Origin of the sequence: Allgaiera indica (assembly GCF_900106675.1) — a bacterium.
Taxonomy (GTDB): Bacteria; Pseudomonadota; Alphaproteobacteria; order Rhodobacterales; family Rhodobacteraceae; genus Acidimangrovimonas; species Acidimangrovimonas indica.
This window is the reverse complement of sequence record NZ_FNOB01000018.1, coordinates 15941-37012: the sequence shown is the minus strand read 5'-3', so window position 1 is coordinate 37012 and position 21072 is coordinate 15941. Positions and strand designations below refer to the sequence as shown.

The window sequence follows — 21072 nt, the reverse complement described above, 5'->3', positions numbered from 1 at the left end:
CATGGCCGAAGAAATCAAATCCCTCGACGCGCTGAAAGACGCCGTCTCGGTCGAGGCCGGTGATGCGGTCGTTGCGACGACCGACACCGAAAGCCTACGTGAGCCGATGCGCGACGCGCAGGGCCGGGCTTATGCGACCGGCAAGCGCAAGGACGCCGTTGCTAGGGTCTGGATCAAGCCGGGTTCGGGCAAGTTCCTGATCCGCAACAACAAGGGCGAGTTCGTCGACTACAGTGTCTACTTCGCACGCCCGGTGCTGCAGATGATCCTGCGTCAGCCGTTCACGGTGGCGAATGTCGAAGGCCAGTTCGACGTGATGGCCACCGTCAAGGGCGGCGGTCTGTCGGGGCAGGCAGGGGCCGTGAAGCACGGCATCTCGAAGGCGCTGCAACTCTACGACCCGACGCTGCGCGCCGCGCTGAAGGCCGCGGGTTTCCTGACCCGCGACAGCCGCGTCGTGGAACGGAAGAAGTACGGCAAGGCGAAAGCGCGCCGCAGCTTCCAGTTCTCGAAGCGCTGATCCTTCGCACAGGCGACAATTCGGCAAGGGGCCCGCGCATTGCTGCGGGCCTTTTGTCGTTTCTCGGTGGTTTCTTGGGGGTATCGAGGGAAATGGGTATCGGTATGATATCGCAAGATCGAAATACCCATAATCAGTATTATGTAACAAATGCATCTGATGAGAGGGCTAGAACGTCGTAATGGAAAATTAAGTTTCGAGCGTAGTATATTAATTTTACACGACTATACTTTATTCGCGCGACAATCCCCCGCAGCGGCTGGACGCAGGCCCTCGATCTCTTCTAAATGAACCTACCATCCGCGCCCAGGGAGACCGGACATGAGCTTTGACCGTTCCGTCAAGATCGCACCCTCGATCCTATCCGCCGATTTCGCCAATTTCGGTGCCGAGATCCGTGCCATCGAGGCCCAGGGCGCCGATTGGGTGCATGTCGATGTGATGGATGGCCACTTCGTGCCCAACCTCACCTTCGGCCCACCTGCGGTGAAAGCATTCCGGCCTCATGTGAAGACCTTCATGGACGTGCATCTGATGATCGCGCCGGTCGATACCTATATCGAGGCCTATGCCGAGGCCGGCGCGGATCTGATCAGCGCCCATGTCGAGGCCGGGCCGCATATCCATCGGACGCTGCAGGCGATCCGCGCCCAGGGCGTTAAGGCCGGCGTGGTGCTGAACCCCGGCACGCCGGCCGAGGCGATCGCCGAGGTGCTGGATCTGGTGGATCTGGTGTTGGTGATGACGGTGAACCCGGGTTTCGGGGGGCAGAAATTTATCCGCTCTGGCGTGGAAAAAACGCGCAAGATCAGGCAGATGATCGGCGATCGTGATGTGCATATCCAGATCGACGGCGGCGTCACGCCCGAAACCGCACCCTTGGTCGTGGCCGCCGGGGCCGATGTGCTGGTGGCCGGCTCGGCCGTGTTCAAGGGCGGCTCGGTTGACAAGCCAGAAATCTACGGCGCCAATATCAGGGCGATCCGCGACGCAGCCGAGGCCGCCCGGGCCTAGACCGCCTTGGCTCGCTAACAGAAACTGGCACCCGCGCCGGCCGAGGACCGGAGGGAGGAAGCGATGAAGATCACCCGGAGACAGATGCTGGGGGCCTGTGCCGCCGCGACGCTGGCGCGCCCGGTCTGGGCCGGCGTCACGCTGGAGATGGGGCAAGTCAAGATAGAGACGCTCAGCGATGGCCATCTCGTGCTGCCCAGGGCCTTCATGCTGGGGGATGCCCCGCAGCCAGAGGCCGATGAAATTCTGTTGCTTCAAGGGGTTGAGGGGCAAAGCTTCACTCCTCCATGCAACCTGACGCTGCTGCGCGATGGCACCAATACAATTCTCTTCGACGCGGGTTCCGGTCCCGGGTTTCAACCCACTGCCGGAAAGCTGCTGGCGGCGCTCGACGCGGTCGGGGTTTCTCCCGGTGAAGTCACGCATGTGGTCTTCACCCATGGTCACCCCGATCACCTGTGGGGTGTGCTCGACGATTTCGACGAGCCGCTCTTTGCCGAGGCCCAGTATCTGATGGGCGCCGACGAATTCGCCTATTGGCGCGATCCCGACACGCTGGCTGCGATCGGCCCGGCGCGGCAGGCCTTTGCGGTGGGCGCGCGGCGGCGCCTTGATCTGCTGGCCGAGCGGATCACCGAGATCAAGGACGGACAAGAGATCCTGCCCGGTGTCACCGCCCAAGCCACCTATGGCCATACGCCGGGCCATATGTCCTATGTGCTGCACCAGGGGTCCGATAGCGTCATGGTGCTGGGCGATGCGGTGGCAAATGCGCATCTGGCCTTCTTGCGCCCCGGCTGGCATTGGGGCAGCGATCAGGACCCCGACCAGGCCGCGCAGGCGCGCGTCGCGCTGCTCGATCAGATTGTGCAGGACAAGATGCGGCTGATCGGCTTCCACCTGCCGGGCCCCGGCATCGGCAGGGCCGAAAAGGCCCCCGACGGCTATCGTTTCATAGCCGAAGCCTGACGCCGAAGCCCGATCCTGACCCTCAGTCCGCGAAAGTTGCCCATGTCCGATGTCCCCGCCCTGCTTTTCGATCTCGACGGCACATTGATTGACTCGATCCCCGCGATCCATGCGATGGTCAACGCGGTGATGGCCGATCTGGGCTATCCCGCGCTAGGCATGGTTCAGGTGCGCGGCTTTGTCGGCCGTGGCGTGCCGCATCTGATCCGTCAGGTGCTTGAGGCGCAGGGAGAGGACCCGGAAGGCCCGATGTTTGCCCGGGTCGAGACGGCGCTGATGGCACGTTACCTGTACGACGTCGAGGGCAACACCCCCTACCCCGGCGTGTCCCAGGCGCTGAGCGCGCTGGCGGCGCGTGGCTGCCGGCTGGGGGTTTGCACCAACAAGCCGCACGGGCCCGCGATTGCGGCGCTGACGCATGTCGGGCTGCTCGATCACTTCGAGGTGGTGCTCGGCGGCGACAGCCTGCCCAGCCGCAAGCCCGATCCGGCGATGGTGCATCACGCGCATGACCGGCTGGGCGGCGGACCGCTGCTCTATGTCGGTGACAGCGAGGTGGATGCCGAGACCGCCGCCAATGCTGGCGCGGCCTTCGCGCTTTACACCGAAGGCTACCGGCACGCGCCCATCGAGGCGCTTCCGCACCGGTTCGCCTTCTCGGATTGGCGCGGATTCGCGGATCTGGCGCTGCCGCATCTGCTTGCCGGAGAGACCGGCTGACCCGGCAGGTCCCCGCCGCCGTTTCACATGCGCGTCTTGGATTGTGTCCCGCACACCCTATATTCCAAGGAGAACGGGAAAGGAGACTTCCATGACCGACACAGCCGCGACTGATCCCCAGAGCGCCGCCACGGCCACGGCGAAGACCGCCGTGCAGCGGCCCGATGTCTTCGCGTTCTTCGACGAGGCGACGAATACCGTGTCCTATGTGGTCAAGGATCCGGCGTCCGACGCCTGCGCTGTGATCGATTCCGTGCTGGATTTCGACTATGCCTCGGGACAGACCGACACGCGTTCGGCCGATGCGATCGTGGCCCATGTGCAGGAACGCGGGCTGAAGGTGGAATGGGTGCTGGAAACCCATGTCCATGCCGACCACCTTTCCGCCGCGCCCTATGTCCAGGAACGTCTGGGCGGCAAGATCGGCATCGGCGAGAAGATCCGCGTGGTGCAGGATGTCTTCGGCAAGATCTTCAACGAAGGCACCCGGTTCCAGCGCGACGGCAGCCAGTTCGACAAGCTCTTCTCTGAGGGCGACAGTTTCGCCATCGGCGGGCTCGAGGGGCGCGTGCTGCATACGCCAGGCCATACGCCGGCCTGCCTGACCTATGTGATCGGCGACGCGGCCTTCGTCGGCGACACGCTGTTCATGCCCGATTTCGGCACCGCGCGCTGCGATTTTCCCGGCGGCTCGGCCGAGGATCTCTATGCCTCGATCCAGAAGATCCTGACCCTGCCGGACGAAACCCGGATCTTCGTCGGCCACGATTACGGCGCCCCCGGACGCAAGGAATACGCCTGGGAAACCAGCGTGGCCGAGGAAAAGGCGCGCAACGTCCATGTCGGCGGCGGCAAGAAGGCCGAGGAATTCGTCAAGATGCGCGAAGAGCGCGACAAGACCCTGGGCATGCCGCGGCTGATCATCCCCTCGTTGCAGGTCAACATGCGCGCGGGCCGCATGCCAGAGGCCGAGGATAACGGCAAGACCTACCTCAAGGTGCCGGTGAACGGGCTCTGACGCGACCGCGGCGCTGGGGCCCCCCCCCCGTCGCCATTCTTGCCCGGACCAATGGCGCAACGAATGGCAACCCCACAAAGTATTTTCGCCAAGATGAACATGGAAGGCCTACCTCCTTCATCTTGGCACAAATACTCACGCTGAAGTCCATCTCACGCCATCGTGGCGCCTGTTGTGCGGCACCCCTTGCAAACCCGCCCTGCCCCGGTTATACGCGCGGCACTTCACAGGCAGGGCCTGGGCGCCCGGGGGAGACATCCCCGCGCGTCCGCCGGTTGGGGGAAACCCTGAAACGGCCCTGCCGAGGCGCAAACCGGAAAGGAAATGGACATGGCGCTCCCCGAATTCTCCATGCGTCAGCTGTTGGAAGCTGGCGTTCACTATGGCCACCAGACCCAGCGCTGGAACCCGCAGATGGGCGAATACATCTACGGCGACCGCAACGGCATCCACATCATCGACCTGACGCAGACCGTCCCGATGCTGGACGCCGCGCTGAACTTCATCCGCGAGACCGTGGCCAAGAACGGCCGCATCCTGTTCGTCGGCACCAAGCGCCAGGCCTCGAAGCCGATCGCCGAGGCGGCCGAGAAATGCGCGCAATACTACATGAACCACCGCTGGCTGGGCGGCACGCTGACCAACTGGCAGACGGTGTCGAAATCGATCCAGCGGCTGAAGCAGATCGACGAGTTGATGGCGCAGGGCGCCGAGGGCCTGACCAAGAAAGAGCGCCTTGGCATGGAACGCGAACAAGCCAAGCTGCAGGCCAGCCTGGGCGGGATCCGCGAAATGGGCGGCGTGCCCGACGCGCTGTTCGTGATCGACGTGAACAAGGAGGATCTGGCGATCCTCGAGGCCAAGAAGCTGGGCATTCCGGTCGTCGCGATCGTCGACACCAATTGCTCGCCCAAGGGCGTCGATTACATCATTCCGGGCAACGACGACGCGGCGCGCGCGATTTCGCTGTACTGCGATCTGGTCAGCCGCGCCGCGCTGGACGGCATGACCGCACAGATGGGCGCCGCCGGTGTCGACCTGGGCGCGCTCGAAGAGGCCCCGGCCGAGGAAGAAGCCGGCGCCGAGGCCTGACGGCCCCGTCACATGACTGTCGCCGGGGGGGTATAAGCCCCCCTCGGCTAACCCAGATTTCAATATTGCAGGAGGCCGCTATGGCGATCACCGCGAGCATGGTGAAGGAACTGCGCGACACCACCGGCGCAGGCATGATGGATGCCAAGAAGGCGTTGACCGAAACCGACGGCGACATGGAAGCCGCCGTCGACTGGCTGCGTACCAAGGGGCTGGCGAAGGCCGCCAAGAAGGCTGGCCGCACCGCGGCCGAGGGTCTTGTCGGCGTCGCCGTCAGGGACGGGCGCGGCGTCACGGTCGAGCTGAACTCGGAAACCGATTTCGTCGCCAAGAACGCCGATTTCCAGAAGCTGGTGGCCGAGATCACCGCGGTGGCGCTGGAAACCGGAGAGAGCGTCGAGGTGCTCAACGCCACGCATCTGAACGGCAAGCCGATCGAGCAGGTGCTGACCGACGCGATCGCGCGCATCGGCGAGAACATGACGCTGCGCCGGATGCATGTGCTCGAGGGCGAGACGGTGGTGCATTACGTCCACAACGCCGCCGCCGACGGCATGGGCAAGATCGGCGTTCTGGTGGCCCTGAAGGGCGACGCGGTCAATGCGCGCGACATCGGCAAGCAGGTGGCGATGCATGTCGCCGCCACCAATCCCGCGGCGCTGTCCGAGGCCGATCTGGACCCGGCGGTCGTCGAGAAGGAGCGTCAGGTGCAGATCGACATCGCGCGCGAATCGGGCAAGCCCGAGGCGGTGATCGAGAAGATGATCGAGGGCCGGATGAAGAAATTCGTCGCCGAGGTCACGCTGCTCAACCAGCAATTCGTGATCAACCCCGACATCACCGTGGGCCAGGCGGCCAAGGATGCGGGCGTCGAGATCACCGGCTTCGTCCGCATGGAAGTGGGCGAAGGTGTCGAGAAGAAGGAAGAGGATTTTGCCGCCGAGGTCGCCAAGACCCTGGCCGGCTGATCCCCCTGCCCTTTGGAACATGCGCGGCGCGGTCCTATCCGGGGCCGCGCCGTTCTTGTTTGCGGGGGCGGACCCACGCGGGTGCCACATCCGTCCCCCGGCCGCGTCCCATGGCGCTTCTCGCCGGGCAGAAAAGGAGAAGAGGGCGAAAATGAGAAACGGTGCGGCCGACCGGACCGCACCGCCCCCCGCACGCGCGGCGACCTCAGAGTATCGGCAGCGCGTAGTTGGAATTGACCTGTCGGGCGGACTATACACCCGGCAGGCCAATATTCCGGTCACCCGGAACGACTCGCCTACAGTGAAATCGCACTGCGGTCCGAGTCGTATGTCCCTTGGCCAATGCCACCACTCACGGAACATTAACAGCTTGCCACTTTACGTGGCGTCGGGCCAGTCTGGAAAACCATACCTGACTAAAAGATCAAGTTTTGGGCGCGAAATGGTGCGCATCAGGCTTCCTTGGCGAAGATTTGGTTCATCATCGTCGCCTTCGCCACGGCCTGCGCGGTGTTGTCGACCCGAAGTGATTCGCGCGCAAGACGCAGATGTTTCTCGATCGTCGGGACCGAAACGCCCATCAGCGTGGCAATATCCAGCATGGTCTTGCCCTCGGCCACCCATTCCAGCGCCTCGCGCTGGCGGGGACTCAGAATCGTGCGGGCATGGGGATGGGGCAACGAGATGATCCGCAGATGCGCGACCCGGGTCAGGGCCAGGATCTCGGGGCCGCGGCTTTGCCAGATTCCGTCCACGTCGTCATGTCCCAGCCCACCGCGCGCCACCAGCCCGATGCCGCCCTTGGCGCGCAGCGCAAGCGTGGCAAAGCTGATCGACAGCCCCGCGACCACCCCGTGCTGCCGACTGAAGGAGATCACCTGACGCTCGGCCGCGCTGACGTTACCGCTCTCCAGCATCTGGTCGATACATCGCCAGTTGCACACCCCCTGGTTCTCGTTCGCCCAACGCACCATCGGCGCGTTGCGATAAAGCCCGTCGCCGACGAAACGGTCAAGAAAGGCCTTGGAATGGTTCGACAGCACCAGCGCATTGCCGGGCTCGCCCAGCTGACTGCCGGAATTCGCGCGCGCGTAGATGTAAAAGAGCCGATCGAAGCCGTATCCGCGCATCAGCTCCGTCAACAGAGCCCAGACTTCATCGACGCACCGTGCTTCAAGCAAACCATTTATGTAGTCCAACTGATCCATGTTGCCCCTCATCACCACCCTGGCCGCCCCTCGGTACCGGTCGCGTCAGTGCGCGACTTAACCGGGCGTTCCTCGAATGTAAGCCGCGCAACATGGGCTCGGTTCCGCGCGATGCGCCGATTATATTTGACTAAAAGGCAGTTTTGCACCGCCTCCGAAGCAACCGCTGCGGTCGGGCTGGTTCAGCCGCGGAACCAGCCCTGCACGGTGCGGGCGCCGCCGGTCACGTCTTCGCCGACCCCGGCGACAGTGTTGCAGGCAGACAGGCCGATCAGGGCGATCAGAAGGATCAGGTTCTTTTTCATGCTCTCAGTCCTCGTACCACCAGACATCGGGGAAAAAGCCGGGCCAATCCCCATAGGCGGGCAGGTGTTCAGGGTATTTGAGATGGCGCGAATGGGCAATCCGCGAGACCTTGGAATACCAAAACGGAATGACATAGCGCCCGGCCATCAGGATCCGGTCCAGCGCCCGCACCGCGGCGGTGAATTCCTCCGGATCCTTGGTATCGAGCATGGTGCGGATCATTGCCTCGGCCGGCGGCGAGTTCATGCCCATCCAGTTGCGGGTGCCTGGCTCCGTCACGCCATCATGGCCCCAATACAGCATCTGCTCGTTTCCCGGGCTAAGGCTGAGGGCACGGACATACCACGTCATGTCGAAATCATAGCGGTCGGTGCGTTCGACATATTGCGCGCTGTCGACGGTGGTGATGTGGGCCGTGATCCCCAGCCGCCGGAGCGCGCGCACATAGATCGAGACCGCCGCCCCCACCGCCTGCTGCTGGCCCTGCGACAGCAGGATCGTGAAGATGAAGGGCTGACCCTGGGCATCGGTCAGCTCACCATGGCGCACCTTCCAGCCGGCCTCGGCCAGCAGTTTCATCGCCTTGCGGATCGCGCCGCGGTCCATCTCGGACAGGGTCGATCCGGGCAGGCTGTAGCCCGACAGCGCGCCGGGCGGCAGGTTATCCTTGAATGGCTCCAGCAGTGCGCGCACCCGGCCGGTCGCGGGGCCGGGCCGCATCCCCAGCGGCGAGTTCGAGAAATAGGAAGTGATACGAGGATCTGCGCCACCATTCACCGTGCGGTTGATGAAATCGAAGTTGAAGGCGTCGATCAGCGCCTGACGCACCCGCCAATCCTTGAACTCGGGTCGGCGCGTGTTCATCACCAGCCCCTGGATCCCCGAGGGCCGGCGCGAGGCGATCTCGCTCAGCACCACCTGGCCCGCGCGCGCGGCGGGAAAGTTGAAATTGGTCTTCCACTTCGCCGGGCTGGGTTCGCGGTAGAAATCCAGATCACCCGCCTTGAAGGATTCGAACATCGCGTTGGAATCACCGAAATATTCGTAGCGGATGGTGGCAAAGTTGAACCGCCCGCGGTTCACCGGCAGATCGCGCGCCCACCAATGCGGGTTCTTCTGGTAGACGATGTAGCGCCCGGGCGAGAACGACTTCACCACATAGGGCCCCGACCCGATCGGCACCATCAGCCCCGAGGCGCCCAGATCGCGGCCCTGCCATTGGGCCTTTTCCAGCACCGGGCGCAGGCCCAGGATCAGCGGCAGTTCCCGGTCCGGCGTGTTGAAGGTGAAGCGCACCGTGCGCGGCCCCACCTGAGTGGCGCTGGCGACCTTCGCCCAGGCGCCGGCGTAAAGCGGATTCACCTTCGCCAGCGCCTTGAACGACCACAGCACATCGGCCACCGTCACCGGCTTGCCGTCCGAGAATCGGGCCTTCGGGTTGAGGGTGAATTCGACCCAGCTGCGGCTGGCATCGGTCCTCACCGATTCGGCCAGCTGCGGGTACAGGGTGAAGGGCTCGTCGAGCGAGCGGGTCATCAGCGACTGCATGGTCAGATGCGTCAGCTGGTAGGGCGCGCGCCCCTTCAGGGTGAAGGGATTGAGCGAATCGAAGCTGGACACGTCGCCCACCCGGATCGCGCCGCCCTGCGGCGCGTTCGGGTTGGCATAGGGCAGCGACACAAAATCCGGTGGTAGCGCGGGGGTGCCATACATAGCGATGCCCCGCTCCGGCCCGGATCCGATCTGAAGCCCGCCTGTTTGCGCCCCCTGCCCCGCCTGATCCGCCGCCACGGGCACGGCCCCAAGCGCCAGCGACACCGCCAGCCCGAGACCGCGCAAAACTCGGAATAATCCTGGCGTCATCAGTGAAACAGTCCGCCTGCTCTTGTTATTGTTGCGCCCAAAGTTATCGGGGCTTGTGTGGGTTTTCAAACTTTTAGCTTGGACAGCGCATCAAGAATGCGTATAAAGAACTCACTGCTCGATAGGTTTCTTGCCTGTATGAAACCTGCCTCAATGACTTGACGCCCGCCTTGTGCGGGCGTTTTTTTTACCTCGGTTCTTGGCTGCGCATCGCCGTCGGGCTCGCGCCGCAGATGCCCCGGATCCCCGCGCCACCGCAAGGGGCCGCGGCGGGTCTGGGCGAAGTTCCGCGCGGGCGCTCTGGCCTCTGGCGCCCGGCGAAACCCCTGCCTATCTTGCCCGCCGCAAACATAGGGGAGCACAGAACATGAGCCTTCAGGGCAAACGGGCGATCGTCACCGGATCGACTTCGGGCATCGGGCTGGGCGTGGCCGAGGCACTGGCCGCGGCGGGCGCCGAGGTGGTGCTGAATTCATTCACCGACACCGAGGCCGACCACGCGCTGGCGGAACGAATCGCCCACGCGCATCGAATCACTGCGCGCTACATTCCGGCCGACATGTCCGACGGCGCGGCCTGCCGCGGCCTGATCGAGGCCGCGGGCGGTTGTGACATTCTCGTGAACAATGCCGGCATCCAGCACGTCGCCCCGATCGAGGACTTCCCGGTCACGCAATGGGACCGGATCATCGCGATCAACCTGACCTCATCCTTCCACACCATCGCCGCCGCCCTGCCCGGAATGCGCGACAAGGGCTGGGGAAGGATCGTCAATATCGCGTCAGCGCACGGGCTGACGGCGTCGCCGTTCAAATCCGCCTATGTCTCGGCCAAGCATGGGATCGTCGGGCTGACCAAGACCGTGGCGTTGGAGGCCGCGGGCAAGGGCGTCACCTGCAACGCGATCTGCCCGGGCTATGTGCTGACGCCGCTGGTCGAGGCGCAGATCCCCGACCAGATGAAGACCCATGGCATGGACCGCGAGACGGTGATCCGCGAGGTGATGCTGGAACGGCAACCCTCGCGCCAGTTCGCCACGACGGATGAAATCGGCGGCACGGCGGCGTTCCTGTGTTCCGACGCGGCAGCGCAGATCACCGGCACCACGATCAGCGTGGATGGCGGCTGGACCGCGATGTAGCGCCAAGATCCTTCGCAAGGATCTTGCCAAGAGTTTTGGGAAAACTCTTGCGCGCGGGGCTCAGAGCGCCCCGCGCGTCAGCTCCGCCGCCAGGCCCCACATGACGGCCCCGATCAGCAGGTCCAGCACCTGCCAGGCCCGGCGCGATGTCATCACCGGCGCCAGCAGCCGCGCCCCGAAGCCCAGCGAGAAGAAGAACGCGAACGAGGCGGTGATCGCCCCGATTGCGAAGGCCGTCTTCGCGCCGCCCCCGTGGAACTGGGTCGAGACGGCGCCGATCAGCCCCAGCGTGTCGAGATAGACATGTGGGTTCAGCCAGGTGAAGGCAGCCCCCGCCGCCAGCGTCTTCCACAGCCCCGCGCTCTCACCCCGCAGAACCAGCGCGTAATCTCCCTTCCAGGCCGCAACCAGCCGCTGCGCGCCATAAAACGCCAGGAAGGCCGCACCGGCCAGCGACAGCAGCCGCGGCAGTGCCGGCCACAGCGCCACCACGGCGCCAAAGCCCAGCACCCCGAGCGAGATCAGTACCGCATCGGCCATTGCGCATAGCAGTACCAGCGGCAGCACATGCGCCCGCAACAGCCCCTGACGCAGCACAAAGGCGTTCTGCGCCCCGATGGCTAGGATCAGCGAGCCCCCGGTCAAGAAGCCCGTCAGCGCGGCCTTGAACATCTTAGCGCGCCGCCTTGGCGGGTGGCTTGGTCGGATCCTTCGGGTTGGGATAGACCAGCCCGGCCGAAATGATCAGCTTCGCCGCATCCTCGACCTTCATCTCCAGGATGGTCACGTCCGAGGCCGGCACATAGAGAAGAAAGCCCGACGTCGGGTTCGGCGTGGTCGGCAGGAAAACCGAAACGATTGTCTCCTCGGCGGGGATCCGGCGCGCGACCTCGCCCTTCGCATTGGTCGAGACAAACCCGATCGCCCAGATCCCGCGGCGCGGATATTCCACCAGGCAGGCCTTGTCGAAATTGGTCTCGGTCTGGGCGAAGACGGTCTCGGCGATCTGCTTGATGCCGGCATAGATCGAACGCACCACCGGCATCCGGTCCACCAGCCGCTCGCCCCAGCCCAGCAGAGACCGCCCGATCAGTCCCTTTGCCAGCCAGCCGACCAGCGTGGTGAAGACCAGGAAGACGATCACCCCCACACCCCGGATATTGACGGCGAATTTCGGCCCCAGCCAGTCGCCCAGCAAGGTACCGGGCTGCAACTGGGTCGGCACGAAGGGCAAGACCCAGCTGTCGATCCATCCGGTCACGGTCCAGATCAGATAAAGCGTCAGCCCGATCGGCAGCACCACGACCAACCCGGTCAGGAACGAATTGCGCAGGCGCCCGAACCGGTAGCGCTTGCGGGGGGCAGGGTCGTCTGTGTTGGTCATCGGCGCATCCCTTGTTGGGCCCGCCCGACTTTAGGCGGGCCGCCGGGCGGCGGCAATGGGCCCGGTGTGCACCCGGGGGGCCAGCCTTCTCCATCCGGCACAAACGCGACGCACCATGCGCGGCGCTTCCCACCATGCCCTGCGCAGGGTACAGAGTCCGCGCCCGGTCGCCCCGCCAGCCCGGCCGACAGCCCGGTTTCGTGCCGGCCCGGCGGACCCGGACCGATCCGCGCCCCACCCCATCATCGTTCCTCCAATACGCAAGCGGCGGTTCAGCCTCGCTGGGCGGCGATCTCTTTCGCGATCGCGGCCGCCAGCCGCGCGTTGTTGCGCACCAGGGCGATGTTGGCGCGCAGCGATCGTCCCTCGGTCAGCGCAAAGATCCGGCCCAGCAGGAACGGTGTCACCTCCTTGGCCGCGATCCCGCGCTCGGCCGCCTCGGCCAATGCGGCCTCGATCGCGGGCACGATCTCGGCGCGCGGGATCTCATCCCCGACCGGGACGGGATTCGCGACCAGTTGCCCCCCCGCAAGCCCCAGCGCGCCGCGCGCCAGATGCGCGGCCGCGATCTGGGCCGCGTCGTCCATGCGCAGCGGCGCGGCCAGGCCCGAGCTGCGCGACCAGAAGGCGGGGAAATCGTCCTGGCCATGGGCGATCACCGGCACGCCCCAGGTTTCCAGCACCTCCAGCGTCTTCGGCAGGTCGAGGATGGCCTTCGCGCCCGCCGCCACCACCGTCACCGGCGTCAACGCCAGCTCGCGCAGATCGGCCGAGATATCGAAAGTCCGCTCTGCCCCCCGGTGCACGCCGCCGATGCCGCCAGTGGCAAAGACCGAAATCCCCGCCAGATGCGCCGCGATCATCGTCCCCGCGACGGTCGTGGCCCCGGTGCCACCGCTTGCGATGCAGGCGGCCAGATCCGCGCGCGACAGCTTCATCACCGCCTGCGCGCGTGCCAGCCAGTCCAGTTGCCCGGGCTCCAACCCGACCTTCAGCCGCCCCTCCAGCACCGCGATGGTGGCGGGCACGGCGCCCGCGTCGCGGATATCGGCCTCGACGGCGCGGGCGGTCTCGACATTCTGGGGATAGGGCATGCCATGGGTGATGATGGTCGACTCCAGCGCAACCAGCGGCTTGCCCGAAGCCTTTGCAACGCGAACCTCTTCGGAATAGTCTGGCTGCAACATCCCTGCCCCCGGTTTCTGTCCCACACCGGCTATCGCAGGACGGGCGCCGCCGTTCAAGCGCTTGCCGCGAAAGCCACCCGCGCGCCGCGTGGAAGCCCCGGTCGGCAAATGCGCGGGAACCGTATGCGGGCGATGACGTTGATGTTGCAAGACGCATTTCATTTCAAGGGAGACCAAGATGGTCACGACGCCGACCGACTCCAAGCCCGACGCCCCCGAACTTGCCGCCGAGGTGGCGGCCCTGCGCGCCGAGATGAGCGACGTCATCTCGCGGATCGGCAAGTTGGGTCAGGACAGCGCAGCCCTGGCGCGCGAAGGTGCCAAGGCGAAACTCGCCGAAGGCGTGGCGCGCGGCTCTGACGCCGCCGACCGGGCGCGCCGCGAATGGGCGTCGCTCGAACGCCGGGTGCTGGCCCAGACGCAAGAGCATCCCTGGCAGACGCTGGGGATCGCGGCGTTCGGCGGCCTGGCGCTTGGCCTGTTGCTGCGCCGTCGGTAGCCCGATGCGCAGGATCACGGCACTGTTCGCCGGCTTCGCCCGGCAAGAGGTGGATGCCCTGCGCGGCAATCTGACCCGCGAGGCCACGTTGTGGTTGTTGCTGGTGCTTTTCGCGGTGCTGGCGGCGGGCTTTGCAGTGGCGCTTGGCGTGGTGGCGCTGGCGGATTGGCTGGGCGTGCTGGCCGCGCTGGCAATCAGCGCGGGCGTGGCGCTTTTCATCTGCCTGATCTGCTGGGCGTCCCTCGCCATATCGCGCCGCCGCGCCCGACGCGCCGCGGCCGAACGCCACGCAGCCGAATTGCGCGCGCTGAAGCTTGTGCTTCTCGAGGCGACGCCGATCTTGCGCAACGCGCCGCTCATGGCGTTCGCCGTGGCGCTGATGGCGGGGCTCAACCTGGGCCGCGGGACCAGGCACGACACCGATGACCCGCCCAAACCCGGTCCCTGATCCGCCGCGTTAGCCGACCTCGCCCGAGACGTAGTCCGCCGCCGCCTGCAACGCCCGTTCCAGTGCCCCGGCGCGCGCAAGGCCGCGATCCTCGGCGACGATATGGGCGGCCATGAAAGTATCCCCCGCCCCGGTTACCCGCCGCACCATCACCGGCGGCGGGATGCGGCACAGGATCTCTCCGTCACACGCGTCGGCGCAAAGCCTTCCGCCATCGGTGACCAGAACCCGCCGCGCGCCGCGCGCCATCAGCGCCCCGGCCGCCGCCTCGGCCCCGTCGAACCGGGTCTGGCACAAAAGCCCCGCCTCTTCGAGATTGACATAGAAGGTCGCGCGCGGGTGGCTCAGCAAGGGCAACAGGCGTTCCGCCTTGCCCGGAGAGGCGGGCGCGATGCGCAGATCGGCGCGGGCAAACAGCGGGCTTTGCGCGATCTCGGCCAGAAGCGCCTGGGTCAGGTTCCCGTCCAGCGCCACCGGCCCCGCCCAGGGCTGCTCGGCCCGGCCCAGCCGCCCGTCGCCCAGCGGCGCCAGGATCTTCGCCCCCGCGGCCTCCAGCGAATGGGCGTCGGCGATCGCGGCCACCAGCCCGGCGCCGCCCTCGATCGCCATGTAGCGGTCGGTGGGCAGATCGGTCGAGCGGTAGGCGAAATCGGTCAGCACGCCCAGCGGCTTGCACGCGGCGATCAGCGCCTCGCCCTCGGCGTCGCGGCCGATCGCGGTCAGCACCGCAGGGCGCTGCCCGAACCGCGCCAGCGTATGGGCGATGTTCATCGCCACCCCCCCGGGCAGCCGCGTGATCCGCCCCGGCACGTCCGACCCAAGCCGGAGCGTCGAGGGCGAGCGGCCGATGATGTCCCACAGGACCGAGCCGATGCACAGGATGTCGGGGCGCTGTTCCATCCGCGCCTCTTGCCCCAGGCCGCACGCCCTGGCAAGCGCCGAGACGTGAGTATTTGGACCAAGGCGAAGGGACAAGAAAGTCCCCACGCATTGGCATTTGGTGGCGTACCTCCGATATCGCCCGGTTGCTGAACCGCAATTGTCGCGCGCGGCCGGTCTTCCCACGCCATCTTCGCCAGCGACAGGCGGCCATTCGGGCTTGATCGGACTTTCTTCTTGACCTGAAGCTGCTTCGGGTCGGTATCAGAAGGCACTGAAAGGTGAGACAGCCATGAGAATCGCGGAGGCGTCCGAGCGTACCGGGTTCAGTATCTCGACGATCCGGTATTACGAGAGGTCGGGCCTCTGCCCGATCATCAAGCGCGGCGCCGATGGCAAACGCCGGCGTCGCTGCGCGCGACCGGAATGGCGCTTTCCGATGTTCGCGCCTTTGCTGCCCTCTACGCCTCGGGCGACAAGACGTGTCCAGAGCGAAAGGTGGCGCTGGTGAAACACCGGCGCAACCTCGACGCCAGGCAGGCCGAGATCGATCGACGCCGCGACATCCTCGACGGGAAGCTGAAAAGATACGAACGGATACTGGAGGATCGGAAATGAAGATCATCGTGGTTGGTGCGGCTGGCGATATCGGACAAGCCGCCTGCCGGGCGCTCGAAGCGCGGCATGAGATCATCACCGTCGGACGCTCTCGCGGAACCTATCGCGTGGATGTGGCCGACATCGAGGCGGTGAAGCAGCTGTATCGTTCGGTCGGTTCGTTCGATGCCGTGGTTTCCTGCGCGGGCGACACAACCTTCGCGCCGCTCGAGGCGCTTGACCACTAGGCTTTCATGCTGGGCCTTCGCCAGAAGGTCATGGGCCAGGTGAACCTGGTTCTCGCCGGGCTGGACATGATCTCGGACGCCGGCTCGTTCACGCTGACCAGCGGGGTACTGGACCGCGCGGGAACGAACGCGGCCACTGCGAACGGGGCCCTGGCGGGCTTCGTCAAGAGTGCCGCGATCGAAATGCCGCGCGGTCTTCGCATCAATGTGGTCAGCCCAAGGTTACTGGATGTCTCGGCGCCGCGCTACGGCGCGTTGTTCCCGGGGCACAAGCCCGTGTCGTCGGACGACGTCGGCCTCGCCTATGCCAAATGCGTGGAAGGCGCGCTGACAGGGCAGGTCGTCATCGTCGGCTAGCTGGCCGCCCCAGAGGCCCGACACCCGTTTCGGCACCACGCAGCCCGCACCTCGCCGCCCGGGCCGAAAGGACAGAGGAAACCCCTGCCCTTTCATTGTTCCCCAAATACGCCCGCGGCGGCGGGGTCAGAGCGCGGCCGCGCGGCTCATCTCATGGCGCGACGACAGCTCCTGCGCCACCAGGAAGGCCAGTTCCAGCGATTGCGAGGCGTTCAGCCGCGGGTCGCACGCGGTGTGGTAGCGCGACGACAGGTCCTCATCCGTCACCGCACGCACGCCGCCGGTGCATTCGGTCACGTCCTTGCCGGTCATCTCGAAATGCACGCCGCCCGGGATCGTGCCTTCCGCGTTGTGGATGGCGAAGAATTCGCGCACCTCGCGCAGCACGCTCTCGAACGGTCGGGTCTTGAAGCCGCTGGCGGATTTGATCGTGTTGCCATGCATCGGATCGCAGGACCAGACCACCTTGGCGCCCATCTCGCGCACCGCGCGGATCAGCCGGGGCAGATGATCGCCCACCTGGCCCGCCCCGAAGCGCGCGATCAGGGTCAGGCGCCCGGCTTCGTTTTCCGGGTTCAGCGTCTCGATCAGGCGCTTCAGATCGTCCACCTCCATCGAGGGGCCGCATTTCAGGCCGATCGGGTTCTGCACGCCGCGGCAGAATTCCACATGCGCGCCGTCGGGCTGGCGCGTGCGGTCGCCGATCCAGATCAGATGGCCCGAGCCCGCCACCGGCAGGCCGGTGGTCGAATCGACCCGGCACAGCGCCTCTTCGTATTCGAGCAGCAGCGCCTCGTGCGAGGTGTAGAAATCCACCGTCGACATCGCGCTGTTGGTGGCGCCGTTGACCCCTGCCGCGGTCATGAAATCAAGCGCGTCGCCGATGCGGTTCGACAATTCGCGGTACCGCTCGGCCTTGTCGTCCTCGGCAAAACCCAGAATCCAGGAATGCACCCGGTGGATATCGGCGAAACCGCCGGTCGAAAAGGCACGCAGCAGGTTCAGCGAGGCCGCGGCCTGGGTATAGGCCTGCAGCATCCGGTTCGGGTCGGGAACACGGGCGGTCTCGGTGAACTCGAAGCCGTTGATGATGTCGCCACGGTAGCTGGGCAGTTCAACCCCCTTCACCGTTTCGGTCGGCGCCGAACGCGGCTTGGCGAACTGACCGGCCATGCGGCCGACCTTCACCACCGGCACCTTGGCGCCATAGGTCAGCACCACCGCCATCTGCAGCAACACCTTGAACGTGTCGCGAATGTTGTCGGCCGAGAATTCCCCAAAACTTTCCGCGCAATCACCCCCTTGCAGCAGGAAGGCCCGCCCTTCGGAAACCGCGGCGAGCTTCTGCTTGAGCTTGCGCGCCTCGCCCGCGAAGACCAGCGGCGGCATCCGCGAAAGCGTTGCCTCGACCCCGCGCACGGCTTCGGCGTCGGGATAGTCGGGCATCTGCACCCGCGGCTTCTTGCGCCAGTCGGATTTGGTCCAGCCCTTGGTCATCGTCTTCTCCAGTCTCGGGTCCAGTCTCGGGTCGGGTCTCGGCGTGCGTCGGGTCTCGGTCGCGGCGCCGCGTAGCCCGCCGGTCGGGGCCGGGTTATACGCGACAGCCGCGCCCATGCAAAGCGCAAAGCCCGAACAAAGGATTTTATGACCGCGCGGCCAGTGCAGCATCGTGCCGAACCGGCGCGAAACGGCATCCCCCGCGCCCGCTCCGGAGTTCAGGCCGACAGCAGCGCCTCGATCCGCGCTGGCACGAATTCCGATTTCTGCACCACAGTGATCCCCGCAAGCCGCGCCTTGGCAGACATGAAGGGAGAAGGCGCATCCAGCGAGTCGGCGACGACCAGCGGCACCGAGGCCGCGCAGCACCGTATAACCCGCGCCATGATACGCTGGTCGAGAAGGCTGTTTCCAACGATCAAGATCGCCCCCGGATCCGAAGGATCGCCCGAACTTGCCGACATATGCCCTACCCCGATGCGTGCGACCGCCCTGCGGCGATCCGTGGGCGACTTCCCCGCCAACGATGTCATGCCAATCTTAAGCAGGGCTTTACACAGCCGCCTCGGGACACCGCGCCCGGGCCGGCGGCGGCGTCTCGGTCTGCATTAACGAAATCTTGACCACCTGCTCCGAGAATGCCGGTTGCGGCCTCTCCCGGGGAGAGCCGCCGCCTGTCCGCCAAAGCACCGCCAGGGAGACCCAGGAAAATGACCACCTCCGCGCGTCAGACCGGATCGCTGAATGATGATCTGGTATCCGGCCAGGCCCTGAACGTCCTAATCCTTGACGATATGGAAACCGACCGATCGCGCATCCGTCGGCTGGTGCGTAAGGCCGGCCTGACCTGCACCTTCTACGAGGCCGAGGATCTCACCTCGCTGCGAGAACAGATCGGCCGGGCCGAGATGCATCTTGTCTTCATCGATTACAACCTGGCGATCGAAACGGGCCTCGATGCGCTCAAGATCCTGGCCGCGCACGAGTACCAGGCCGAAGCCCTGCCGATCATGGTCACCAGCGTCGATCGATGCGATGTCGCGGTCGAGGCGATGCGACGGGGCTGCGCCGACTACCTGATCAAAGAGCAGCTTTCGGTCGATGCGGTGCGCAAGTCGATCAGTTCGGCCTTCGAGCGCAAGATCCTGATCTCGGCGGTGGCCGAGGCGCAATCCTCGCGCCAGGAGGTGCGCACCGCCATACGCCGCTTTGCCGCGACCTGCGGCCCCGAGATTCGAGAGGTCCTGTCCACCACCCTGCGGCGTGCCCGCGCGATGCGCCAGGACGGAAGCCTGAACCCCGCGCTCGCAGACAGCCTTCTGACGCTGGAGGAAAACTGCCAGGACATCTATGGCTTCCTGACCAGCGTCGCCGATCTTCTGGACGATATAGGCGGCGCCCGGATGCCGACGGCGCCCCAGACCGGCGTTCTGTGAGGGCGGCATGATGTGGAACGATCTATGCTCGCCGGGGTGCGCATGACGGTGGGAGAGTCGCTTAATGTCCTGCTGGTCGAGGACGACCTTGGCGATGCAAAGGCGCTCATCCGGGCCATGCGCAGGGCGCAGATCGCCGAGCGCACCGTACATGCCAAGGACGGACTCGAGGCGCTGAGCCTGATGCGCGATGCCTCCGCGCTCTGCCTAGAACGCTATGTCATCTTGCTGGATCTGAACATGCCGCGCATGAACGGGATCGAGTTCCTGAGGGCCTTGCGGCAGGATGCCGCGCTGCGGCGCGCGGTGGTCTTCGTGCTGACCACGTCGGACGATGCCGGCGACGTCTCGGCGGCGCATGACATGAACGTCGCGGGCTACTTCCTGAAAGGTCGCGTGGGTCGCAATTTCGAGGCCCTGGTGGACACGCTCAGCCGGTACTGGGAGCTGACGGAGTTGCCGAACATGCATGCCGGCGACCGGAGCCGCCTGCAATGATTTCCGCGCCCGCGCCGATCTTCGTGCTGCTGATCGACGACGATGTGGGCGACCTGAAACTGGTGCGCCGGTTGATCGGCTCATGCATGGCGGATGCCCGCGTGATCGAGGCCGCCTCCGTCGATGACGCCTTGCGGCGTGACGACACAAACCCGGACGCCATCTTCCTCGATCATCTGATGCCGGGCCGCACCGGGCTCGACTGTATCGAGGAGCTGCGCGTGCGCTGGCCCTGGGCGGCGATCTTCATCATGACCGGCCAGGGTGACGAGGTGCTGGCCAAATCCGCGATTCAGGCGGGAGCAACCGATTACATCCCCAAGAACGCGCTCAGCCACAACGCGGTGGCCCGGATGCTGAGCAACGGCGTGAGAGCCGCGCGTGAACGGTGGAGACTGGAGGAACAGCGCCGGGATCTGACCCTGTTTTCAGAGGTTCTGGTGCATGATTTCAAGGCGCCGATCCGCGCGGCGGGGTTTCTCAGCGATCAGATATCAGAGGATTTCGACACCGGCGACGAGCAGGAAGCGCGCGAGGGGTTGCGCATGCTGGGCAAGGCGGCGCGTCAGATGATGGACACCGTCACCAGCCTAGAACAGCATATCCGCCTGGACCGCGAGGTCACCTACGTTCCGGTAGCGGTGGCCGAGATCCTGGACCGCGCCCTGACCGCGATGGACGGCGAGATCCGGTGCAGCGGCGCCCTGATCGACATCTGCGTCGACCCGCAGATCCCCGAGGTGACGTGCAACGCGCCGCAGATCGCGCAGGTGCTGCAAAACCTCATCGCCAACGCCATCAAGTATTGCGACAAGCCCAACCCCAAAATCCGGATCAGCATCTCCTGTCAGGAAGGCGCGTCGGCCCTGTTCGAACTGCGCGACAACGGCATCGGCATCGGCGCCGAGTTCCGCGAGCGCGTCTTCGAGCCGTTCAAGCGTCTGCCCGGCGGCGGCGAGGTGCAGGGCACCGGCCTGGGTCTGGCGACGTGCAAGAAATTCGTGGTGCGTCACGGTGGGCGGATCTGGTGTGACGCGGCAGCAGGCGGGGGAACCGTGTTTCGTTTCACCCTTCCCTGAAAGCGGCCGGCGCCACCGGGCGCGGCGCGCAGAACCGCGGCGGGACTTTCCCACGCAGCGCCACAGGCGCCCGATGCCCAGAGCCAGGGCGGAGATGCCCTGCCCCGGCCCGTGGCTTGTGTCAGCGACGCCCGCCATGGGGGC

Annotated in this window: 26 protein-coding genes; 17 read left to right on the top strand and 9 right to left on the bottom strand. The window is 65.7% G+C overall.

What is annotated here, in order from left to right:
- Position 1: 1 nt before the first annotated feature.
- From rpsI to tsf, 7 genes are all read left to right on the top strand, one after another.
- Positions 2–520 (top strand): 30S ribosomal protein S9, encoded by a 519-nt coding sequence (rpsI, locus tag BLV97_RS15160; protein ID WP_035837972.1) that lies wholly within the window; start codon positions 2–4, stop codon positions 518–520.
- Positions 521–841: 321 nt separating this feature from the next.
- Complete coding sequence (rpe, locus tag BLV97_RS15155; protein ID WP_035837970.1) at positions 842–1534, top strand: ribulose-phosphate 3-epimerase; 693 nt, start codon at positions 842–844, stop codon at positions 1532–1534.
- Positions 1535–1597: 63 nt separating this feature from the next.
- Positions 1598–2503 (top strand): MBL fold metallo-hydrolase, encoded by a 906-nt coding sequence (locus BLV97_RS15150; RefSeq protein WP_035837968.1) that lies wholly within the window; start codon positions 1598–1600, stop codon positions 2501–2503.
- 42 nt (positions 2504–2545) lie between these two features.
- Positions 2546–3223: a phosphoglycolate phosphatase gene (gene gph / locus BLV97_RS15145; RefSeq protein WP_035837966.1), complete on the top strand. Its 678-nt coding sequence runs from the start codon at positions 2546–2548 to the stop codon at positions 3221–3223.
- A 91-nt stretch (positions 3224–3314) separates the two neighbouring features.
- Positions 3315–4241 carry an MBL fold metallo-hydrolase gene (locus tag BLV97_RS15140; protein WP_081824880.1) on the top strand — a complete coding sequence of 309 codons (927 nt, stop codon included), beginning with the start codon at positions 3315–3317 and terminating at the stop codon, positions 4239–4241.
- A 324-nt stretch (positions 4242–4565) separates the two neighbouring features.
- Positions 4566–5333: a 30S ribosomal protein S2 gene (gene rpsB / locus BLV97_RS15135; protein ID WP_081824879.1), complete on the top strand. Its 768-nt coding sequence runs from the start codon at positions 4566–4568 to the stop codon at positions 5331–5333.
- A gap of 80 nt (positions 5334–5413) precedes the next feature.
- Positions 5414–6301 (top strand): translation elongation factor Ts, encoded by an 888-nt coding sequence (gene tsf / locus BLV97_RS15130; protein WP_035837962.1) that lies wholly within the window; start codon positions 5414–5416, stop codon positions 6299–6301.
- Positions 6302–6753: 452 nt separating this feature from the next.
- Here tsf and BLV97_RS15125 read toward each other — a convergent pair whose 3' ends face one another.
- The 3 genes from BLV97_RS15125 to BLV97_RS15120 all read right to left on the bottom strand — a co-directional run bounded on the left by BLV97_RS15125 (position 6754) and on the right by BLV97_RS15120 (position 9678).
- Positions 6754–7509 (bottom strand): helix-turn-helix transcriptional regulator, encoded by a 756-nt coding sequence (locus tag BLV97_RS15125; RefSeq protein ID WP_035837961.1) that lies wholly within the window; start codon positions 7507–7509, stop codon positions 6754–6756.
- A gap of 182 nt (positions 7510–7691) precedes the next feature.
- Positions 7692–7814: a hypothetical protein gene (locus tag BLV97_RS21810; RefSeq protein WP_280138199.1), complete on the bottom strand. Its 123-nt coding sequence runs from the start codon at positions 7812–7814 to the stop codon at positions 7692–7694.
- A gap of 4 nt (positions 7815–7818) precedes the next feature.
- Positions 7819–9678, bottom strand: coding sequence for an extracellular solute-binding protein (locus BLV97_RS15120; RefSeq protein WP_081824878.1), 1860 nt, complete (start codon positions 9676–9678; stop codon positions 7819–7821).
- Positions 9679–10045: 367 nt separating this feature from the next.
- Here BLV97_RS15120 and BLV97_RS15115 point away from each other — a divergent pair, with 367 nt between their 5' ends.
- Positions 10046–10819 carry a 3-hydroxybutyrate dehydrogenase gene (locus BLV97_RS15115; RefSeq protein WP_035837960.1) on the top strand — a complete coding sequence of 258 codons (774 nt, stop codon included), beginning with the start codon at positions 10046–10048 and terminating at the stop codon, positions 10817–10819.
- 60 nt (positions 10820–10879) lie between these two features.
- Here BLV97_RS15115 and BLV97_RS15110 read toward each other — a convergent pair whose 3' ends face one another.
- The 3 genes from BLV97_RS15110 to BLV97_RS15100 form a co-directional block, all read right to left on the bottom strand.
- On the bottom strand, positions 10880–11491 hold the full coding sequence (locus BLV97_RS15110) for a LysE/ArgO family amino acid transporter (RefSeq protein ID WP_035837959.1): 612 nt from the start codon (positions 11489–11491) through the stop codon (positions 10880–10882).
- A 1-nt stretch (position 11492) separates the two neighbouring features.
- Positions 11493–12203: a DUF502 domain-containing protein gene (locus BLV97_RS15105; protein ID WP_035837957.1), complete on the bottom strand. Its 711-nt coding sequence runs from the start codon at positions 12201–12203 to the stop codon at positions 11493–11495.
- A gap of 272 nt (positions 12204–12475) precedes the next feature.
- Positions 12476–13390, bottom strand: a complete 915-nt coding sequence (locus tag BLV97_RS15100; RefSeq protein ID WP_035837955.1) for a pseudouridine-5'-phosphate glycosidase — start codon at positions 13388–13390, stop codon at positions 12476–12478.
- 178 nt (positions 13391–13568) lie between these two features.
- Here BLV97_RS15100 and BLV97_RS15095 point away from each other — a divergent pair, with 178 nt between their 5' ends.
- Both BLV97_RS15095 and BLV97_RS15090 read left to right on the top strand, forming a co-directional pair.
- Entirely contained in the window at positions 13569–13889 is a 321-nt protein-coding gene (locus tag BLV97_RS15095) for a glycine zipper domain-containing protein (RefSeq protein ID WP_035837953.1), read from the top strand.
- A 4-nt stretch (positions 13890–13893) separates the two neighbouring features.
- The gene (locus BLV97_RS15090) at positions 13894–14337 is read left to right on the top strand and encodes a hypothetical protein (protein ID WP_035837951.1); all 444 of its coding nucleotides are present in this window, start codon (positions 13894–13896) and stop codon (positions 14335–14337) included.
- 9 nt (positions 14338–14346) lie between these two features.
- Here the strand turns inward: BLV97_RS15090 and BLV97_RS15085 are convergent, their stop codons facing one another.
- Positions 14347–15237: a PfkB family carbohydrate kinase gene (locus BLV97_RS15085; RefSeq protein ID WP_035837949.1), complete on the bottom strand. Its 891-nt coding sequence runs from the start codon at positions 15235–15237 to the stop codon at positions 14347–14349.
- A 271-nt stretch (positions 15238–15508) separates the two neighbouring features.
- Here BLV97_RS15085 and BLV97_RS15080 point away from each other — a divergent pair, with 271 nt between their 5' ends.
- From BLV97_RS15080 to BLV97_RS21635, 4 genes are read left to right on the top strand one after another with little or no spacing between them, the layout of a single operon-like run.
- Positions 15509–15727 carry a MerR family DNA-binding transcriptional regulator gene (locus BLV97_RS15080; RefSeq protein WP_143037551.1) on the top strand — a complete coding sequence of 73 codons (219 nt, stop codon included), beginning with the start codon at positions 15509–15511 and terminating at the stop codon, positions 15725–15727.
- Positions 15643–15834 carry a MerR family DNA-binding protein gene (locus tag BLV97_RS21645; RefSeq protein WP_035837947.1) on the top strand — a complete coding sequence of 64 codons (192 nt, stop codon included), beginning with the start codon at positions 15643–15645 and terminating at the stop codon, positions 15832–15834. Before BLV97_RS15080 ends, BLV97_RS21645 begins: the two co-directional genes overlap by 85 nt.
- On the top strand, positions 15831–16061 hold the full coding sequence (locus BLV97_RS21640) for an NAD-dependent epimerase/dehydratase family protein (RefSeq protein ID WP_244521040.1): 231 nt from the start codon (positions 15831–15833) through the stop codon (positions 16059–16061). Before BLV97_RS21645 ends, BLV97_RS21640 begins: the two co-directional genes overlap by 4 nt.
- Positions 16062–16067: 6 nt before the next feature.
- A complete protein-coding gene (locus BLV97_RS21635) occupies positions 16068–16418 on the top strand; it encodes a Rossmann-fold NAD(P)-binding domain-containing protein (RefSeq protein ID WP_244521039.1) in 351 nt (116 codons plus the stop codon).
- Between the two features lie 126 nt (positions 16419–16544).
- Here BLV97_RS21635 and BLV97_RS15070 read toward each other — a convergent pair whose 3' ends face one another.
- Positions 16545–17915: a class II 3-deoxy-7-phosphoheptulonate synthase gene (locus BLV97_RS15070; RefSeq protein ID WP_035837945.1), complete on the bottom strand. Its 1371-nt coding sequence runs from the start codon at positions 17913–17915 to the stop codon at positions 16545–16547.
- A gap of 218 nt (positions 17916–18133) precedes the next feature.
- Entirely contained in the window at positions 18134–18379 is a 246-nt protein-coding gene (locus BLV97_RS15065; RefSeq protein ID WP_035837943.1) for a hypothetical protein, read from the bottom strand.
- 246 nt (positions 18380–18625) lie between these two features.
- Between BLV97_RS15065 and BLV97_RS15060 the strand changes: the two genes are divergently transcribed.
- The 3 genes from BLV97_RS15060 to BLV97_RS15050 are packed head-to-tail and all read left to right on the top strand — an operon-like array spanning position 18626 to position 20928.
- A complete protein-coding gene (locus tag BLV97_RS15060) occupies positions 18626–19351 on the top strand; it encodes a response regulator (protein ID WP_051645817.1) in 726 nt (241 codons plus the stop codon).
- A 42-nt stretch (positions 19352–19393) separates the two neighbouring features.
- On the top strand, positions 19394–19849 hold the full coding sequence (locus BLV97_RS15055; protein ID WP_035837986.1) for a response regulator: 456 nt from the start codon (positions 19394–19396) through the stop codon (positions 19847–19849).
- Positions 19846–20928 (top strand): sensor histidine kinase, encoded by a 1083-nt coding sequence (locus BLV97_RS15050; RefSeq protein WP_035837941.1) that lies wholly within the window; start codon positions 19846–19848, stop codon positions 20926–20928. Before BLV97_RS15055 ends, BLV97_RS15050 begins: the two co-directional genes overlap by 4 nt.
- The last annotated feature ends 144 nt before the right edge of the window (positions 20929–21072 follow it).

Bases quoted from the DNA above. Each gene is read 5' to 3' on its own strand.
- rpsI (WP_035837972.1), top strand. From the start codon at position 2: ATGGCCGAAGAAATCAAATCCCTCGACGCGCTGAAAGACGCCGTCTCG.
- rpe (WP_035837970.1), top strand. From the start codon at position 842: ATGAGCTTTGACCGTTCCGTCAAGATCGCACCCTCGATCCTATCCGCC.
- BLV97_RS15150 (WP_035837968.1), top strand. From the start codon at position 1,598: ATGAAGATCACCCGGAGACAGATGCTGGGGGCCTGTGCCGCCGCGACG.
- gph (WP_035837966.1), top strand. From the start codon at position 2,546: ATGTCCGATGTCCCCGCCCTGCTTTTCGATCTCGACGGCACATTGATT.
- BLV97_RS15140 (WP_081824880.1), top strand. From the start codon at position 3,315: ATGACCGACACAGCCGCGACTGATCCCCAGAGCGCCGCCACGGCCACG.
- rpsB (WP_081824879.1), top strand. From the start codon at position 4,566: ATGGACATGGCGCTCCCCGAATTCTCCATGCGTCAGCTGTTGGAAGCT.
- tsf (WP_035837962.1), top strand. From the start codon at position 5,414: ATGGCGATCACCGCGAGCATGGTGAAGGAACTGCGCGACACCACCGGC.
- BLV97_RS15125 (WP_035837961.1), bottom strand. From the start codon at position 7,509: ATGGATCAGTTGGACTACATAAATGGTTTGCTTGAAGCACGGTGCGTC.
- BLV97_RS21810 (WP_280138199.1), bottom strand. From the start codon at position 7,814: ATGAAAAAGAACCTGATCCTTCTGATCGCCCTGATCGGCCTGTCTGCC.
- BLV97_RS15120 (WP_081824878.1), bottom strand. From the start codon at position 9,678: ATGACGCCAGGATTATTCCGAGTTTTGCGCGGTCTCGGGCTGGCGGTG.
- BLV97_RS15115 (WP_035837960.1), top strand. From the start codon at position 10,046: ATGAGCCTTCAGGGCAAACGGGCGATCGTCACCGGATCGACTTCGGGC.
- BLV97_RS15110 (WP_035837959.1), bottom strand. From the start codon at position 11,491: ATGTTCAAGGCCGCGCTGACGGGCTTCTTGACCGGGGGCTCGCTGATC.
- BLV97_RS15105 (WP_035837957.1), bottom strand. From the start codon at position 12,203: ATGACCAACACAGACGACCCTGCCCCCCGCAAGCGCTACCGGTTCGGG.
- BLV97_RS15100 (WP_035837955.1), bottom strand. From the start codon at position 13,390: ATGTTGCAGCCAGACTATTCCGAAGAGGTTCGCGTTGCAAAGGCTTCG.
- BLV97_RS15095 (WP_035837953.1), top strand. From the start codon at position 13,569: ATGGTCACGACGCCGACCGACTCCAAGCCCGACGCCCCCGAACTTGCC.
- BLV97_RS15090 (WP_035837951.1), top strand. From the start codon at position 13,894: ATGCGCAGGATCACGGCACTGTTCGCCGGCTTCGCCCGGCAAGAGGTG.
- BLV97_RS15085 (WP_035837949.1), bottom strand. From the start codon at position 15,237: ATGGAACAGCGCCCCGACATCCTGTGCATCGGCTCGGTCCTGTGGGAC.
- BLV97_RS15080 (WP_143037551.1), top strand. From the start codon at position 15,509: ATGAGAATCGCGGAGGCGTCCGAGCGTACCGGGTTCAGTATCTCGACG.
- BLV97_RS21645 (WP_035837947.1), top strand. From the start codon at position 15,643: ATGGCGCTTTCCGATGTTCGCGCCTTTGCTGCCCTCTACGCCTCGGGC.
- BLV97_RS21640 (WP_244521040.1), top strand. From the start codon at position 15,831: ATGAAGATCATCGTGGTTGGTGCGGCTGGCGATATCGGACAAGCCGCC.
- BLV97_RS21635 (WP_244521039.1), top strand. From the start codon at position 16,068: ATGCTGGGCCTTCGCCAGAAGGTCATGGGCCAGGTGAACCTGGTTCTC.
- BLV97_RS15070 (WP_035837945.1), bottom strand. From the start codon at position 17,915: ATGACCAAGGGCTGGACCAAATCCGACTGGCGCAAGAAGCCGCGGGTG.
- BLV97_RS15065 (WP_035837943.1), bottom strand. From the start codon at position 18,379: ATGTCGGCAAGTTCGGGCGATCCTTCGGATCCGGGGGCGATCTTGATC.
- BLV97_RS15060 (WP_051645817.1), top strand. From the start codon at position 18,626: ATGACCACCTCCGCGCGTCAGACCGGATCGCTGAATGATGATCTGGTA.
- BLV97_RS15055 (WP_035837986.1), top strand. From the start codon at position 19,394: ATGACGGTGGGAGAGTCGCTTAATGTCCTGCTGGTCGAGGACGACCTT.
- BLV97_RS15050 (WP_035837941.1), top strand. From the start codon at position 19,846: ATGATTTCCGCGCCCGCGCCGATCTTCGTGCTGCTGATCGACGACGAT.